The following is a 15184-nucleotide window of genomic DNA, read 5'->3' as shown; positions in this document are numbered from 1 at the left end:
GATTCAGATGGCCAGTCTGGCGAGCATGTCGCGCGCCTGCTCGGCGGTCTTCGGATCGCACAGCACGTCGTAGCGGCCCGCCACCAGCTGCATGGTGGAGGCGAAGTCGCGCTGGCCCCGGGTCGCCGCGTACGGGATGGACGCGGAGATGAGACCGAAGATGATGCCGCCGACCAGGCCGACCGCCAGCGGACCGAGGGTGCCGCCGGTGGTGAACATGCTCAGCAGCAAGCCCAGGAACAGGCCCAGCCAGGCGCCCGAAACCATGCCGCCGCCAATGACTTTGCCCCAGGTCAGCCGGTACAGCACGCGCTCGACCTGCATGAGGTCGACACCGACGATGGTCACGCCCTCCACCGGGAACTGGTTGTCGGCCAGATAGTCGACCGACCGCTGCGCCTCCGCGTAGGTTGGGTAGGAGCCGATCGGCCAGCCCGACGGCGGCGTCGGCAGGGCGGGCTGCCGGCCCCGGCTCGCATTCCCCATGGGATTCGTCATGACTCCATCATGCTATTTCGTGCCGACAGGCGCAGGTTCGAAACGCGTGGTCCGCGCCATTCCGGCGGCCCGGCCCTTATCAGCGATCACCTGAGCCATCTTGGCGCTGGCCTCGTCGATCATCTCGTCCCCGAGCATGACCGCGCCGCGCGCGCCGCCCTCGGCGGAGGTGTGGAAGGCGTACGCGTCGAGGATCTCCTCGGCCCGGTCGTAGTCGGCCTGGCGCGGGCTGAAGATCTCGTTGCACGCGGTGATCTGATCCGGGTGCAGCACCCACTTGCCGTCGAATCCCAGGGCCGCCGTGCGGGCGGCATTGCGGCGGAAGCCGTCGATGTCGCGGACCGCCAGGTAGGGGCCGTCGATGGCCTGCAGGCCGTGGGCGCGGGCCGCGAGCAGGATCGTCATATAGATGTGGTGGTAGGCGTCGCCGGGCGCGTAGCCCTCGGGCTGCTCGCCCACCACGAGGGTGCGCATATTGATCGAGGCCATGAAGTCGGCCGGGCCGAACACCAGGGTCTGCACCCGCGGGCTCGCGGTGGCGATGGCGTCGATATTGCGCAGGCCCAGCGCGTTCTCGAGCTGCGGTTCGATGCCGATCCGCCCGACCGGCAGGCCGTTGGCCTTCTCCAGCTGGGTCAGCAGCAGGTCCAGCGCCTGCACCTGCCCGGCGTCGGTGACCTTGGGCAGCAGGATGGCGTCGAGTTCGGAGCCCGCGCCCTCCACCACCGTGATGACATCGGCATACGTGTACTCGGTGGTCCAGTCGTTGACCCGCACCACCCGGATCTGCGAACCCCAGCCGCCGGAGTTGAGAGCAGCCACGATGTTCGCCCGTGCGGCCGCCTTCGCCGCCGGCGCGACCGCGTCCTCGAGATCCAGGAACACCTCGTCGGCGCCCAGCCCCTTGGCCTTCTCGATCATGCGCGGGTTACTGCCGGGTACGGCCAGCACCGATCGACGCGATGTCATGGGTCACTCCTTCTCGTGGCGCGGCGATTCCGACGCGCTGGACCCACTAGCCTTATCAAACATGGCAGCGACGAAGGTTTTCGCCGCCCGGTTGGCGGGCTTGGTGGTACTGGGACCGGACGGCGAGTCTATCGGCCGCATCCGCGACATCGTGATCTCGATCCGGTACGACCGTCAGCAACCCCGGGTGCTGGGTGTACTCGTCGAACTGCCCACCCGGAAACGGATTTTCGTGCCCATGCTGCGGGTGCAGGCCATCGAACCGGGCTCGATCACCCTCACCACCGGCACCATCAGTGTGCGCCGCTTCGAGCAGCGGCCGGGCGAACTGCTGGCCATCGCGCAGATTCTCGACTCCACCGTGCGTGTCGCCGACCCCGAGCTCGAGCATCTGGCGGGCGTGGACGTGGTGGTGGTCGACCTCGGCATCGAGCAGGGCCGCACCCGCGACTGGGTGGTGTCCCGGGTCGCGGTGCGCGAACGCCGCCGCCTCGGTGTGGGTTTCGGCCGCCGCGGCGCGGTGCACGTGGTCGACTGGGCGCAGGTGCGCGGGCTCACCCAGACCGAACTGAACATGCCCGGTCAGGACGTCACCCAGCTGCTGGGACAGTTCGAGGGGATGCGGGCCGCCGACGTCGCGCACATGCTGCGGGAACTGCCGCTCAAGCGCCGCATCGAGGTGTCCGCGGCCTTCGACGACGAACGCCTCGCCGACGTGGTCCAGGAGCTGCCCGAGAACGACCAGGTGGAACTGCTCGAGCAGCTCGGTGTGGAACGCGCCGCCGACCTGCTCGAGGCCATGGACCCCGACGACGCGGCCGACCTGCTGGGCGAACTGCCCGCGGGCGAGGCGGAATCGCTGCTGGCGCTGATGGATCCGGAGGATTCCGAACCGGTCCGCCGCCTGCTCGAGCACGCGCCCTACACCGCGGGCGGTCTGATGACCCCGGACGCGGTGGTGCTGACCGCCTCCACCACGGTCGCCGAGGCGCTGGCCCGGATCCGAGATCCCGAGCTCACCCCGGCGCTGGCCTCCATGGCCTTCGTGGTGCGCCCGCCCACCGCCACCCCGACCGGCCGGTACCTGGGCTGCGTCCACTTCCAGCAACTGCTGCGGGAACCGCCGGCGAACCTGGTCGGCGGCATCGTGGACACCGATCTGGTGCAGCTGCGCCCCGATGCCCCGCTCACCGCGGTCACTCGATATTTCGCCACCTACAACCTGGTGTGCGGACCGGTGGTGGACGCGGAGAATCATCTCCTGGGCGCCGTCAGCGTCGACGACGTGCTCGACCACCTGCTCCCCGAGGACTGGCGTGAGCAGGACGAGGACAATCACGATGTGCACGGGATGCCCGTGATCGAAGGGACGGGAGGCCGCGCATGAGCGAACGGCTCGACAAATCCAGTGCGCGCCTACGCCTGGAGACGCCACTCGAGAATCGCTTCCGCGGCCTGGACTGGGACGCCGAGGCACTCGCGGTCACCAGCGAGCGGATCGCCCGATTCCTGGGCACCGGCCGCTATCTGGTGATCCAGACCGTCATCGTGGTGGTGTGGATCCTGCTCAACGTGTTCGCGCTGCGGCTGCAGTGGGACCCGTACCCGTTCATCCTGCTGAACCTCGCGTTCTCCACCCAGGCCGCCTACGCCGCGCCGCTGATCCTGCTGGCGCAGAACCGCCAGGACAACCGCGACCGGGTCTCGCTCGAGGAGGATCGGAGCCGAGCGGCCCAGACGAAGGCCGACACCGAGTTCCTGGCAAGGGAGCTGGCCGCCCTGCGACTCGCCGTGGGTGAAGTCGCCACGCGCGACTACGTGCGCAGGGAACTGGACGACGTCAAGGAAACGCTGGTCAGATTGGAGAAACTGGCCGTCGACGGGGAGATCGTCCAGGCGCGGAAAGCAAAGAAGGGTACCGATCGAAAGGCCAACGAGGTCGCAATTTCGGCACAGAAAGATGGCGACTGACCACAGAAGTTGTACCGAACAAGCTGACTCATGGGTAACCTGGATCACGTTGTTCCGAGCGACCGACCCAGACACTGCCGCAGCACACGTGTCACCACGGGGCTCCGGCCGCACGACTGAGGGGATTGTGTGGTGGCGAAGAGAATTTCTGCTCCGGTGACAGCGTCTGCGCTGTTGATAGCGGGCCTGGTCACCGCCGGTTCCGCCACCAACACGACGGTCCATCCCGTCGCCCCACAGGCCGCGCCGGACGCGTTGCTCGCGGCCTCCGCCGCGCACAACGCGAGCCTGAACACACCCGTCGACACGCCGTCGGATCGGCTCGTCGGACTGGTTCCGGCGGCCCCGGAGGCGCCCCGCAAACTCAGCGCAATGACTCCGCCGGCGGACGGCATACCGCTCTTCGGCGGCACCGTCCCGCTGCGCGACATCGCCCTGCCCGGCGGCGGCGGACTGCTCGGCATCCCGGAGATCGTGCTGGCCGCCTACCGCAATGCCGAACTGGCACTGCAGTCTTCGGACCCGAACTGCCATCTGCCGTGGTACCTACTGGCCGGTATCGGCCGCATCGAGTCCAACCACGCCAACAACGGCCGCACCGACGCCGCGGGCACCACGGTCACCCCGATCTACGGTCCGGCGCTGGACGGGACACTGCCCGGCAACGAGATCATCAAGGCCGCCGACGGCAACTACGTGCGCGCCGTCGGGCCCATGCAGTTCCTGCCCAGCACCTGGTCGGTGTATGCCGCCAACGGAAAGGGCAGCGGCACACCCGATCCCAACAACGTCTTCGACGCCGCGCTGGCGGCCGGGAAGTACCTGTGCTCGGGCGGCCTGGATCTGGCCGACTCGCAGCAACAGCTGCGGGCGGTGCTGCGCTACAACAATTCGATCTCCTACGCGGCCAATGTGCTCAGCTGGGCCAACGCCTACCGGACCGGCGGCGCGCCGCAGCAGGTGAGCATCTCGCCGAATCTGGTGCCCAACAACTACGTTCCGGTCAACGGCCCGGACATCACGGTGGCCTCCACCACGATTCCGGCCGGACCCGCGCCGGAGGGCACCCAGCAGACGGTCGTGACCACCACGCCCGGCGCGACCCAGGTGATGATCACCATCGCAGGCCTGCCGCCGATCCCGTGCGGCATCTTCTGCCCGGCCACCCCGGCCGTGCCCGCCAATCCCTGTGAACAGGTGGCGGTTCCGGCCCCGCAGCCGGATCACAAGCCCGCCGACACGCCGGCCGAGGACGGCGCGAAGCCCGAGGACGCGCAGCCCGCCGACCAGAAGCTGGGCCCCGACGGCAAGCCGTTGCCGAAGGATCAGCCCATCATCACCACCTGCACCGCGCCGGTGCAGCAGGCCGAGAACAAGCCGCAGGATCAGCCGCAGCAGGGTGTTCAGCAACCGCAGGAACAGCAAACGGTGACGCCGTCCATGACGCCGGAGGCGCAGCCGCAGCCGCCCGCGGACGCCGCCCCGCAGGCCGTCGATCCGACCACCCCGGCGCCCGGCATCACGCTGCCGTTCGGCATCACGATCCCGCTCCCGGCTCCGGCCCCCGCGCCCGTTCCGTAACGAAGGTGTGATTCGCGAGTTTCGGCGCGTCGCTCCGGAACTCGCGTTTGACTAGGCATTCCTTCAAAACCTGAAAGTTGATCACGAAGGTGTAACAAGAAGGTCTCGGATGAGGTAACGTGACCTGTGTTGCATCTCCCCGGTATCAACCGATGGCAATGGAGGGTCACCACACAGTGGGTCGTCACCGTAAACCCCCGGTCCCCAGAGTTCGTCGTGGATCGGTCATCGCATTGACCGGGCTCGTGCCCGCAGGGCTCGCCACAGTTACCGGAGCGGGTGATGGCCACCTCACCGACAAGCTCGCGGCAACCTTCCAGCACCAGTTCGGCGACGACGAACAGCTACCCGCCCCGGAGGAGGCGGCCCCGCCCGCCGCCCCGGCCCCCGAACCCCTCCTGCACGAGGCCAAACAGGTTGCGCCCGTGGGCCCGCCGGAGATCAAGTCCGTCGCCCTGCCCGAAGGCCGGGTGCCCGCCGCCCGCGCCGCCGGACCGCTCGGCATGCCCGGCATCGCCCACGACGCCTACCAGAACGCCGAACGCGTGCTGGCCGTGGAGAACCCGACCTGCAACATGCCGTGGAACCTGCTGGCCGGCATCGGCCGGGTGGAATCCACGCACGGCTTCGGCGGCAAGGTCGACGAGGACGGCAATCCGCTGCAGCCCATCTACGGCCCGGTGCTGGACGGAAGCCTGTACGGCAACAACGTCATCCAGACCTCCGACGGCGGTGACCTGGACGGCCTGTCCGGCAGCTACCGCCGCGCCGTCGGGCCCATGCAGTTCCTCCCCGAGACCTGGCGCAAGTACGCGGCCGACGGCAATGGGGACGGCATCGCCGATCCGCAGAACATCTACGACGCCACGCTCACCGCGGGCAAGTACCTGTGCTCGGGCGGCCTCGACATGCGTGACCCGGGCCAGCAGACCCGGGCCATCCTGCGCTACAACAACTCGATGGCCTACGTCGCCAACGTGATGGCGTGGGAGACCGCGTACGGCTCCGGCATCGCTCCCTCGGCCGCCGCCCTCCCCCGCATCTGATACCCGCCCAGCGTCTGACATGAGTGTGCCCCGCATCGGGGCGCGAAACCGGCGCTCCTAGACTTGGGCCCATGCCAGTGGTTACGGAATCGGATGTGCGGGGCGCGCTCGCGAAGGTGAACGACCCGGAGATCCGGAAACCGATCACCGAGCTGGGCATGGTGAAAAGCGTCGATGTCGGCGCGGACGGCGCGGTCAAGGTCGTGATCTACCTGACCACCTCGGCCTGCCCGATGAAATCCGCCATCCAGGAACGGGTCACGAAGGCCGTCAACGACGTGCCCGGAGTCGGCGCCGTCAGCGTCGACCTGGACGTGATGAACGACGAGCAGCGCACCGAGCTGCGCCGCAAGCTGCGCGGTGACGCCGCCGAGCCGGTCATACCGTTCGCCCAGCCCGGATCGCTCACCCGCGTGTACGCGGTCGCCTCCGGCAAGGGTGGCGTCGGAAAGTCCTCGGTCACCGTGAATCTCGCCGCCGCCATGGCCGCGAAGGGTCTCTCGGTGGGCGTGCTCGACGCCGACATCTACGGCCACAGCATGCCGCGCATGCTGGGCACCGAGCAGCGGCCCACCCAGGTCGAGCGGATGATCATGCCGCCCATCGCGCACGACGTGAAGGTCATCTCGATCTCCATGTTCACCCAGGGCAACACGCCCGTGGTGTGGCGCGGCCCGATGCTGCACCGCGCGTTGCAGCAGTTCCTGGCCGACGTCTTCTGGGGCGACCTCGACATCCTGCTGCTGGACCTGCCGCCGGGCACCGGCGACGTGGCCATCTCGCTGGCTCAGCTGATCCCCAATGCCGAGATCCTGGTCGTCACCACCCCGCAGCTGGCCGCCGCCGAGGTCGCCGAGCGCGCGGGCAGCATCGCCCTGCAGACCCGGCAGCGGATCGCGGGCGTCATCGAGAACATGTCCTGGCTGGATCTGCCGGACGGCTCGCGCATGGAGCTGTACGGCTCGGGCGGCGGTCAGACCGTGGCCGACAACCTGACCCGCGCCATCGGCGCGAATGTGCCGCTGCTGGGCCAGATCCCGATCGAGCAGCAGCTGCGTGAGGCGGCCGACGAGGGCACCCCGATCGTGCTGCGCGCGCCCGAGAGCCCCTCCGGCAAGGCGCTGCTCGACATCGCCGAGAAGCTCTCGGTCCGCCGCCGCGGCCTGGCGGGCATGTCGCTGTCCATCGACACCACCCGCCACCTGTAACTCCCCCGCCTCTCCGGGCCTTCAGCGCCCGGCTGAGAGCCGTCGAAGTCCCGCATGCGGACCGGCGGTCACGTGCCGAACCGATTGTGGACGTACCCGGTGAGTTACCCTCATCGGCCCGAAATCAGTTGTCGCGTTTCGTGACGCGATGCGCGCACGCCTAAACTCCGGGCATGCTCACCATGCTGCTGTACGTGCTGATCGTCGGACTGGTCGCCGCCCTGCTGTTCCTGGTGGCCAGTGCGATCTTCGGGCGGTCCGAGGAGCTCGGGCCGCTGCCGGAGGGCACCACGGTGACCGTGCTGCCCGTGGCGGGCATCAGCGGGACCGATGTGCGGGCGCTGCGCTTCCAGCAGGTGTTCCGGGGGTACAAGGCGGGCGAGGTCGATTGGGCGCTGACCCGGCTCGCCGCCCGCATCGACGAACTCGAGGGCCAGCTGGCGCGCGCGACGGCCCCGGCCGCCGCGCCCGAGGAGACGCCACGCCCGGACGGCGAACGGGAAGTTCCCGAAGTGCTGACCGCCGATCCCGCCGAGCCGGGCCCCGAGGCCACTCGATGACCGTTCCCGTGGAATCCGACGGACGAATTCGGTGCGGTTGGTCGGAGGGGTCGCGGCTGTACCGGGATTACCACGATCAGGAGTGGGGTCGCCCGCTGCACGGCGATGACGCGCTGTTCGAACGGGTGTGCCTGGAGGCCTTCCAATCGGGGCTGGCGTGGATCACGATTCTGCGCAAGCGGCCCGCGTTCCGGGCGGCATTCGCGGACTTCTCCATCGAGCGGGTGGCGGGGTTCGGGGAGGCCGATGTGGAACGTCTTCTGACCGATCCGGGCATTGTTCGCAATCGAGCCAAAATCGAGGCCAGCGTCCACAATGCGCGGGTTGCCCGGGATCTCGACGAGAGTCTCGACACGCTGCTCTGGAGCTTTGCCCCGGCTCCGCGGAAGCGGCCGCGGAAAATGTCCGATGTGCCCGCTGTCACGCCCGAATCCACCGCTCTCGCAAAAGAACTCAAGCGGCGCGGGTTCAAATTCGTCGGACCCACCACGGCGTACGCACTCATGCAAGCGACAGGGATGGTAGACGATCACATCGCCGATTGCTGGGTGAATGTGGGGACACGCTGAACGCCACGTCGGTCGGTTTTTGGAACTCAGGTACCCGCCCCGATCCGCGATAGGGAAGAATGGGCAAGGTGTAGCCCGCCACATACCGGCGGGCTGCCTGGTTGGTGACAACTGGAGTTCCATGAAAGTGCGCAGCAGACCGCGCAGATCTGGAGGGAGCAGAGGATGGCGGCCATGAAGCCCCGCACCGGGGACGGTCCCCTCGAGGCAACCAAGGAAGGGCGTGGAATCGTGATGCGGGTTCCACTCGAGGGTGGCGGGCGTCTGGTCGTCGAGCTCACGCCGGATGAAGCCGCGGCGCTCGGTGACGAACTCGTCAAGGTCACCAGCTGATCGCTGCCGGTGAGCCCAACCCGGGGGCTCCTCCCCGGAGCCCCCGGCTTACCGGTATCGCGGTGAACGACAACACACAGAACCCCATAGTCGGCACGGCCCAGCCCGCTCCCGCGGATCGGCTCCTGGCCTGCGCCGACCTACTGGCCTGCCCACAGTGCGGCCACCCCCTGGCGGTCGGCGCCGACCCGGCTGCCGGCGACTCGCCAACCCGAACCCTGCGCTGCCGGCTCGGCCACAGTTACGACCTGGCCAAACAGGGCTACGTCAGCCTCCTCACCGGCGCGTCCACCAAGATGACCGGCGATACCCCGGCCATGCTCGACGCCCGCGCCGCCTTCCAATCCGCCGGCCATTTCACCCCGATCGCCGCCGCCCTGGCCGCCGCGATCGCGACGCCCCTGCCCGGCCGCGCTGCCGACATCCCAATATTCGGAGCGGACTCGCCCCCGGCTGCCACCGCCGCCACGGCCCGATCGGCGCCACCCCGCGAAGACGACACCGCGGCCACGACGGGCCTCCGCAATCCCCGCGAATCCGGCCCAGACCCGGCATCCCGCCTCGACCGACCCCGCGCCGGCATCGCCACGCCCGGAATGTCCGTCGCCACGGCCTCCGCGGCACGACTGGCCGCCACGCTCCTGTCCGCCGGCACGGCCGCGACGGGCAGCGGGCGCACCGGGGCCCCCACCACTGAGAGCGCGGTCGGCGGCCGAGTCCGGTCGGGACCGGGCCCAGTGGCGGAATCGCCGACGCCCGTTCGGACCGAAGCGGCCGATCACGGCCTGGCGGTCCTCGAGATAGGCGCGGGCACCGGCTACTACGTGGCCGCGGTGCTGGACGCGCTGCCCACGGCGCGCGGCATCGCCCTGGATGTCTCGAAGGCGGCGGCGCGGCGGGCGGCTCGGGCGCATGGGCGGGCGGGGTCGGTGCTGGCGGACGCGTGGCGCGGGCTGCCCGTACCCGACGGGGTGATGAGCGCGGTGGTGTCGGTGTTCGCGCCACGCAATGCCGACGAGGTGGCGCGGGTGCTGGCCGCGGGCGGGCGGTTCGTGGTGGTGACGCCGACATCCAGGCATCTGCGCGAGCTGATCGAGCCCTTGGGGATGGTGAGTGTGGATGCGGCCAAGGAGGATCGGCTCGCCGAATCCCTCGGTGAGCGTTTCGAGCTGGTGGGGCGCGAGGCCGTCGAGTATCCGATGTCGCTCACGCACGAGGATGTGGCGCGGGTGGTGGCGATGGGACCGTCGGCGTTCCACGGGGACGAGGGCCGAGCCGAAGCGATTGCGGCGCTGCCCGATCCGGTCGCGGTGACGGCTTCCGTGACGGTCTCGGTGTACCGACCGCGCTGAGCCTGGAGTCGATGGGGTTTCGTCCACGTCCCGCCGTCGGAGTTGCCGCCCAGCCCCTACGACCGCGCCGACGTCTTCATGCGCTACCCGCTCTGATTCAGCCCTTGCGAACCTGGTCGTAGATGCGCGCCGTGCGGGCCGCGATCTGCGTCCAGTCGAAGTGGTCGATGGCCCGGACCCGCCCGGCCGTCCCCATGGCGGCGGCGGTGACGGGGTCGGCGGCCACCATGTTGACGGCCCGGGCGAGGCCGCGTTCGTAGTCGTGGGGCGCGCGCTCGTCGTAGTGGACCAGGCGCCCGGTCTCCCCTTCGGCCACCACCTCAGGAATGCCGCCGACATCGGAGGCGACCACCGCGGTCCCGCAGGCCATGGCCTCCAGATTCACGATCCCCAGCGGCTCGTACACCGAGGGGCACACGAAAACCGTTGCGGCGGCGAGCACCTGCCGGACCAGTTCGGTCGGCAGCATCTCCTTGATCCAGAACACCCCGTCGCGATCGTCGCGCAGCGCGCGGACCGCGGTCGCCACCTCCGATTCCATGGCGGGGGTGTCGGCGGCGCCGGCCAGCAGGACGAGCTGGATGTCGGGGTCCAGGTGGCGGGCGGCGGCCAGCAGATGCGGCACGCCCTTCTGCCGGGTGATGCGCCCGACGAAGGCGGCGATCGGCCGGTCCTGCGACACGCCGAGTTCGGTGAGCACGTCGCGGGAGCCGAGCGCGGGCCCGCCCGGATGCCAGACCCGGGCGTCGATGCCGTTGTGCACCACGTGGACTTTCCCCGGGTCGATATCGGGGTAGGCGTCGAGGACGTCGGCCCGCATGCCCGCGCTGACCGCGATCACGGCGTCGGCATAGGTCACGGCATTGTGCTCGGACCACGACGAGAGCCGGTAGCCGCCGCCGAGCTGTTCGGCCTTCCACGGCCGCCGTGGTTCCAGCGAATGCGCGGTCAGCACATGCGGAATCCCGTACAGCTGCGCGGCCAGATGCCCGGCCAGCCCGGTGTACCAGGTGTGCGAGTGCACCACGTCGGCGAAGCTGGCGGCGTCGGCCATCCGCAATTGCGCCGACATCATCTGGACCGCGGAGTTGGCGGCGTAGAGCATCGGATCCGGTTGGTGCACCACCGCATCCGCGCGCGTGACCCCCATGCAGTGCACGGTGACGTCGCACAGTTCCCGCAGCCTGGGCACCAGTTCGGTGACGTGCACCCCCGCCCCGCCGTACACCTCGGGCGGGTATTCACGGGTCATCATGGCCACTCGCAGTCCACGAGATGCTCTGTCCATGGCCTCCGCTTCGCTCCGGCTGTTCGCGGCCCTCTAAGGCTCGGTTCTTCACTCCTCCGCTCAGTCGCTGCGCTCCCTCGCTCCGTCGCTGCAGAACCGAGCCGGGCCGCGAACCTCAGGGGCTCTCGGCCCCAGCTGTTCATCGCGACGTGTGCACGGGTCCAACGTAAACGCTCATCGTGGAACCATCCAATCGACGTGGCCAGCAAGATCGCGATGAACACGGCACATGCTGGACATTCCACGTTCGGGTGCACCCGGTAGTTTCAGTGGTGTGAGGAGCCAGCCGCACGTACTCGGGATCGTGCTCGCCGGTGGCGAGGGCAAGCGACTCTTTCCGCTCACCAAGGACCGCGCCAAGCCCGCGGTGCCGTTCGGGGGCGCGTACCGGCTCATCGACTTCGTGCTGTCGAATCTGGTGAATGCCGGTTACCTGCGGATTTGTGTACTGACCCAGTACAAGTCGCATTCCCTGGATCGGCACATCTCGCAGACCTGGCGGTTGTCGGGGTTCGGCGGGGAGTACATCACCCCGGTGCCGGCGCAGCAGCGGCTGGGGCCGCGCTGGTACACCGGCTCGGCGGACGCGATCATGCAGTCGCTGAACCTGATCTACGACGAGGACCCCGAGTACATCGTGGTGTTCGGCGCGGACCACGTGTACCGGATGGATCCCGAGCAGATGGTGCAGGCGCACATCGAGTCCGGGGCGGGCGTGACGGTGGCGGGCATCCGGGTGCCGCGCAGCTCGGCCGGCGCCTTCGGCTGTATCGATTCCGACGAATCCGGCCGCATCATCGGCTTTCTGGAGAAGCCGGTGCATCCGCCGGGCACCCCCGACGACCCGAACGTCACCTTCGCCTCCATGGGCAACTACGTCTTCACCACGAAAGTGCTGGTGGACGCCATCCGCGCCGACGCCGACGACAACGACTCCGACCACGATATGGGCGGCGACATCATCCCGTCCCTGGTGCGTGGCGGCGCGGCCGCGGTCTACGACTTCTCCACCAATGTGGTGCCCGGCGCGACCGACCGCAGCCGCGGCTACTGGCGCGATGTCGGCACCATCGACGCCTTCTACAACGCCCACATGGATCTGGTGTCGGTGGACCCGGTGTTCGACCTCTACAACAAGCACTGGCCGATTCGCGGTGCGGCCGAGAACCTCCCGCCCGCCAAGTTCGGCCGCGGCGGGCTGGCGCAGGAGTCGATCGTGGGCGCGGGCAGCATCCTGTCGGCGGCGACCGTCCGCAATTCGGTGCTGTTCTCCAACGTGCTGGTGGAGGACGGCGCCACGGTGGAGGGCAGCGTGCTCATGCCGGGAACCCGGATCGGCCGGGGCGCGGTGGTGCGGCACGCCATCCTGGACAAGAACGTGGTCGTGACCGAGGGCGAGATCATCGGCGTCGACCTCGACCGTGATCGGGAGCGCTTCGCGGTCAGCAATGGCGGCGTCGTGACCGTGGGCAAGGGCATCTGGGTCTGATCGCGACACGGTATAGGAGTGGACAGTCGGCGGTCGTTGGCCCGAAAATCTTTCGATAGGGAGCGCTGCCGACGCAGGGCCGCGCGGGAGGGATCATCATGGGCCGTCCGGCGCGTGTCGTCACCGCACTCACCTGTCTCGCCTTGATCGCCGCACTGGCCTCCGGCTGCGGCCGCTCGGGCACCGCCGTCGCCGGCGAGCTGGATGTCCGCACCCTCGACACCGGGACGTATCCGGTGAACCGCTACACCTACGACAGCAACAACGGCGGCAAGGGCGCGACGCTCGAGGGCATCCGCATGACCGCCGCGGTGGCTCCCGCGGTGAAGATCGATCCGGCGTTGAACATCGGCCGCGGCGGCGCGGTGCTGGCCAGCGTCGACGATGTGCTCAATGTCAGTCACCTGGCTTCGGCGGTGAAGAACGTGCTGGTGAATCGCGGCTTCGTGGCCGGTTTCGCGGCCAGCGGCTCCGATCGTGAGGATGTCAACGACAATCCGGATCCGAACGGCACCACCATCACCACCCGCGTGCTGCGCTTCCCGACCGCGGATGCCGCGAAACTGGCGGCCCGCGAGCTGGAGGACGCCGATTTCAGTGTGGCGCTGAACGTCAATCAGAAGCTCACCCTGCCCGACTATCCGGACGCGTACGCGCACTGGCGGCCGGGCGTGCCCACCATCGGAGTCGCGATGGCGCACAAGGATTTCGTGATCTCGCTGTTCATCCTGCGGCCCACCGCCGATCTGCAGGGCCTGCTGTCCTGGTCCAAGAAGACCCTGGACGCGGAGGTCCCGGTGCTGGACGCGTTCGCGGCGACCCCGAACGATCAGATCGCGCAGCTGCCGGTGGATCCGGATCGCCTGCTGGCCCGCACCCTGGTGATGGACCGTGACCACCGCACGGTGGATCCGGACAAGTTCGCGGTGTTCCCGGCCAACTGGCTGGTGCTGCCGTCGGATGATCTGGGGTTCTGGACCAAGCTGGTGGCCGATACCGGCGCGAGCGAGATGTCGGTCGCGGACGGCAGTTTCGTGATCCGGGTGCGCGACGCGCAGGCGGGCGCGGATCTGATGGCCGGGATGATCCGGAATCTGCAGGAGACCACCACGACCGCCGTGGACGACAAGGTGCCGGATTCCCAGTGCGTGCACCGCTCCTCGGACAAGAAGCCCAGCCGCTGCTACGTCCGCTACAAGCAGTACGTGGGCGTCGCGGACGGGGCCAATGACACCGAGGCGAAGAAGAAGGCGGTCGCGCAGTACGCGCTGCTGGCCAACAGCTTGTAGTGAATCCGGATGCGGCGCTTCGGGCGCCGCAGCTCAGAAGCGGATGCGGTCCGCGTCCAGCAGTCGCCGAGCCGCGGGCCGATGGGCGCGGTCGCCGGTGGCGACTTCCGGCTCGGCGCAACGACGGCATTCCGATTCCGCTGCCGCGCGGTCGGGTTCACTGTCGGCCGGGCACGGCGTGGCCGGGCTGCGGGAGACGGTGTGCCGGGCGCGGGTGAGCCCGCCGCGCGGCGTGCTGTCGTCCCGGAACCGGTAGTCGCGAAAACCGAACGGCTGCAGCAGTGCTCGCAGGAATTCCGCGCCGTCGCCGGGCAGCACGGTGCGCTGCTCGCCGAGTATGTCGACGCCCTGGTGGTACCAGACCCGCGCGACCAGGCCCTCGATCGGATCCACCGCCCGGGAAGGTGGCGCGGCCGTCCGCGGCGAGCCGGAATTCGGCGATGCGCCGCCACTGCCCGCCGTCGCGGAAGTACAACCCGACCACGGCCGGTACCCGCTGACCCATGGGAACCCCCACTCGTCGAACTATTCTCGTGGAGTATCCGGCGACGCCACCCGGAAGCCTCTACGCGACCGATCAGTTCGTGATACCGGGTCTCATCGGGAGCCCGGGCGCGAGTGTGCCGGTGCCGCAGAACGGCTGACACGAGCCCGTCGTGGTCGGCACATACCGTGATTCGCGGTCGTCGAATCGGGCGCCGCTCACCAGCATGAGCACCAGGAGCGCTGTGCCCAGGATGCCGCCGAAGACGACCAGGGCAGGCCACAGCCATCCCGTCGGCAGGTGCACCCCGAGGGCCAGTCCCTCGAACATTTCCCCCACCTCCTAGCGAGAAAATCGATCCCCTTCTGGGGTACACCCCCGGCCCGGCCCGAATCCACCCCTGAACACTGCCCCTGCACCGCCACCGCCGCCCTCCCGCCACACCCGCACCGGCAGCTGATGATTCGCTGCCCGACCGCCCGCGTCCCGGGCACGCGAACGGCCGCCCCGGATGTCCGGCGCGGCCGGTCGCGGGGCGGGCGCCGTC

At 69.1% G+C, this 15184-nt stretch carries 15 protein-coding genes and 2 pseudogenes; 12 read left to right on the top strand and 5 right to left on the bottom strand.

The features are described 5' to 3' along the window. Positions 1–3: 3 nt before the first annotated feature. Both ACFV4K_RS16295 and ACFV4K_RS16290 read right to left on the bottom strand, forming a co-directional pair. Positions 4–498 carry a general stress protein gene (locus ACFV4K_RS16295; RefSeq protein ID WP_379275579.1) on the bottom strand — a complete coding sequence of 165 codons (495 nt, stop codon included), beginning with the start codon at positions 496–498 and terminating at the stop codon, positions 4–6. A gap of 12 nt (positions 499–510) precedes the next feature. Further along, positions 511–1467, bottom strand: a complete 957-nt coding sequence (locus ACFV4K_RS16290; RefSeq protein ID WP_379275577.1) for an HpcH/HpaI aldolase/citrate lyase family protein — start codon at positions 1465–1467, stop codon at positions 511–513. Between the two features lie 61 nt (positions 1468–1528). Here ACFV4K_RS16290 and ACFV4K_RS16285 point away from each other — a divergent pair, with 61 nt between their 5' ends. From ACFV4K_RS16285 to ACFV4K_RS16240, 10 genes and pseudogenes are all read left to right on the top strand, one after another. Beyond that, positions 1529–2854, top strand: a complete 1326-nt coding sequence (locus ACFV4K_RS16285; RefSeq protein ID WP_357091395.1) for a magnesium transporter MgtE N-terminal domain-containing protein — start codon at positions 1529–1531, stop codon at positions 2852–2854. Continuing rightward, entirely contained in the window at positions 2851–3438 is a 588-nt protein-coding gene (locus tag ACFV4K_RS16280; protein WP_379275575.1) for a DUF1003 domain-containing protein, read from the top strand. The genes ACFV4K_RS16285 and ACFV4K_RS16280 overlap by 4 nt, the downstream gene beginning before the upstream one ends. 156 nt (positions 3439–3594) lie before the next feature. Next, entirely contained in the window at positions 3595–5019 is a 1425-nt protein-coding gene (locus ACFV4K_RS16275; protein ID WP_379275573.1) for a lytic transglycosylase, read from the top strand. A gap of 176 nt (positions 5020–5195) precedes the next feature. Beyond that, positions 5196–6065: a lytic transglycosylase domain-containing protein gene (locus ACFV4K_RS16270; RefSeq protein WP_379275571.1), complete on the top strand. Its 870-nt coding sequence runs from the start codon at positions 5196–5198 to the stop codon at positions 6063–6065. 71 nt (positions 6066–6136) lie between these two features. Further along, positions 6137–7273: an Mrp/NBP35 family ATP-binding protein gene (locus tag ACFV4K_RS16265; RefSeq protein WP_379275570.1), complete on the top strand. Its 1137-nt coding sequence runs from the start codon at positions 6137–6139 to the stop codon at positions 7271–7273. Positions 7274–7446: 173 nt separating this feature from the next. Then, positions 7447–7833: a DivIVA domain-containing protein gene (locus tag ACFV4K_RS16260; protein ID WP_379275568.1), complete on the top strand. Its 387-nt coding sequence runs from the start codon at positions 7447–7449 to the stop codon at positions 7831–7833. After that, positions 7830–8402, top strand: a complete 573-nt coding sequence (locus tag ACFV4K_RS16255) for a DNA-3-methyladenine glycosylase I (RefSeq protein ID WP_379275566.1) — start codon at positions 7830–7832, stop codon at positions 8400–8402. Before ACFV4K_RS16260 ends, ACFV4K_RS16255 begins: the two co-directional genes overlap by 4 nt. 165 nt (positions 8403–8567) lie before the next feature. Next, entirely contained in the window at positions 8568–8735 is a 168-nt protein-coding gene (locus ACFV4K_RS16250; protein WP_083869218.1) for a DUF3117 domain-containing protein, read from the top strand. Between the two features lie 62 nt (positions 8736–8797). Next, positions 8798–9001: pseudogene (locus tag ACFV4K_RS16245) on the top strand (hypothetical protein); the annotation flags it as partial. 525 nt (positions 9002–9526) lie between these two features. Beyond that, positions 9527–10087, top strand: a pseudogene (locus ACFV4K_RS16240) (methyltransferase domain-containing protein); the annotation flags it as partial. A 97-nt stretch (positions 10088–10184) separates the two neighbouring features. Here ACFV4K_RS16240 and glgA read toward each other — a convergent pair. Beyond that, complete coding sequence (glgA, locus tag ACFV4K_RS16235) at positions 10185–11354, bottom strand: glycogen synthase (RefSeq protein ID WP_379275607.1); 1170 nt, start codon at positions 11352–11354, stop codon at positions 10185–10187. A gap of 295 nt (positions 11355–11649) precedes the next feature. Between glgA and glgC the strand changes: the two genes are divergently transcribed. Both glgC and ACFV4K_RS16225 read left to right on the top strand, forming a co-directional pair. Beyond that, positions 11650–12864, top strand: coding sequence for a glucose-1-phosphate adenylyltransferase (glgC, locus tag ACFV4K_RS16230; protein WP_379275564.1), 1215 nt, complete (start codon positions 11650–11652; stop codon positions 12862–12864). 98 nt (positions 12865–12962) lie between these two features. Next, a complete protein-coding gene (locus tag ACFV4K_RS16225) occupies positions 12963–14153 on the top strand; it encodes a hypothetical protein (RefSeq protein ID WP_379275562.1) in 1191 nt (396 codons plus the stop codon). 33 nt (positions 14154–14186) lie between these two features. On the opposite strand, the gene ACFV4K_RS16220 is transcribed toward ACFV4K_RS16225, so the two are convergent. Next, on the bottom strand, positions 14187–14546 hold the full coding sequence (locus ACFV4K_RS16220) for a hypothetical protein (protein ID WP_379275561.1): 360 nt from the start codon (positions 14544–14546) through the stop codon (positions 14187–14189). A gap of 184 nt (positions 14547–14730) precedes the next feature. Then, the gene (locus ACFV4K_RS16215; RefSeq protein WP_379275559.1) at positions 14731–14967 is read right to left on the bottom strand and encodes a hypothetical protein; all 237 of its coding nucleotides are present in this window, start codon (positions 14965–14967) and stop codon (positions 14731–14733) included. Between the last annotated feature and the right edge of the window lie 217 nt (positions 14968–15184).

It is taken from the genome of Nocardia sp. NPDC059764 (genome assembly GCF_042732555.1).
GTDB lineage: Bacteria > Actinomycetota > Actinomycetes > Mycobacteriales > Mycobacteriaceae > Nocardia.
Note: the sequence above shows the minus strand (reverse complement) of the source record. Positions and strands in the feature narration are given on the sequence as shown.

Bases quoted from the DNA above. Each gene is read 5' to 3' on its own strand.
- ACFV4K_RS16225 (WP_379275562.1), top strand. From the start codon at position 12,963: ATGGGCCGTCCGGCGCGTGTCGTCACCGCACTCACCTGTCTCGCCTTG.
- ACFV4K_RS16260 (WP_379275568.1), top strand. From the start codon at position 7,447: ATGCTCACCATGCTGCTGTACGTGCTGATCGTCGGACTGGTCGCCGCC.
- ACFV4K_RS16285 (WP_357091395.1), top strand. From the start codon at position 1,529: ATGGCAGCGACGAAGGTTTTCGCCGCCCGGTTGGCGGGCTTGGTGGTA.
- ACFV4K_RS16215 (WP_379275559.1), bottom strand. From the start codon at position 14,967: ATGTTCGAGGGACTGGCCCTCGGGGTGCACCTGCCGACGGGATGGCTG.
- ACFV4K_RS16250 (WP_083869218.1), top strand. From the start codon at position 8,568: ATGGCGGCCATGAAGCCCCGCACCGGGGACGGTCCCCTCGAGGCAACC.
- ACFV4K_RS16295 (WP_379275579.1), bottom strand. From the start codon at position 498: ATGACGAATCCCATGGGGAATGCGAGCCGGGGCCGGCAGCCCGCCCTG.
- ACFV4K_RS16290 (WP_379275577.1), bottom strand. From the start codon at position 1,467: ATGACATCGCGTCGATCGGTGCTGGCCGTACCCGGCAGTAACCCGCGC.
- ACFV4K_RS16280 (WP_379275575.1), top strand. From the start codon at position 2,851: ATGAGCGAACGGCTCGACAAATCCAGTGCGCGCCTACGCCTGGAGACG.
- ACFV4K_RS16265 (WP_379275570.1), top strand. From the start codon at position 6,137: ATGCCAGTGGTTACGGAATCGGATGTGCGGGGCGCGCTCGCGAAGGTG.
- ACFV4K_RS16255 (WP_379275566.1), top strand. From the start codon at position 7,830: ATGACCGTTCCCGTGGAATCCGACGGACGAATTCGGTGCGGTTGGTCG.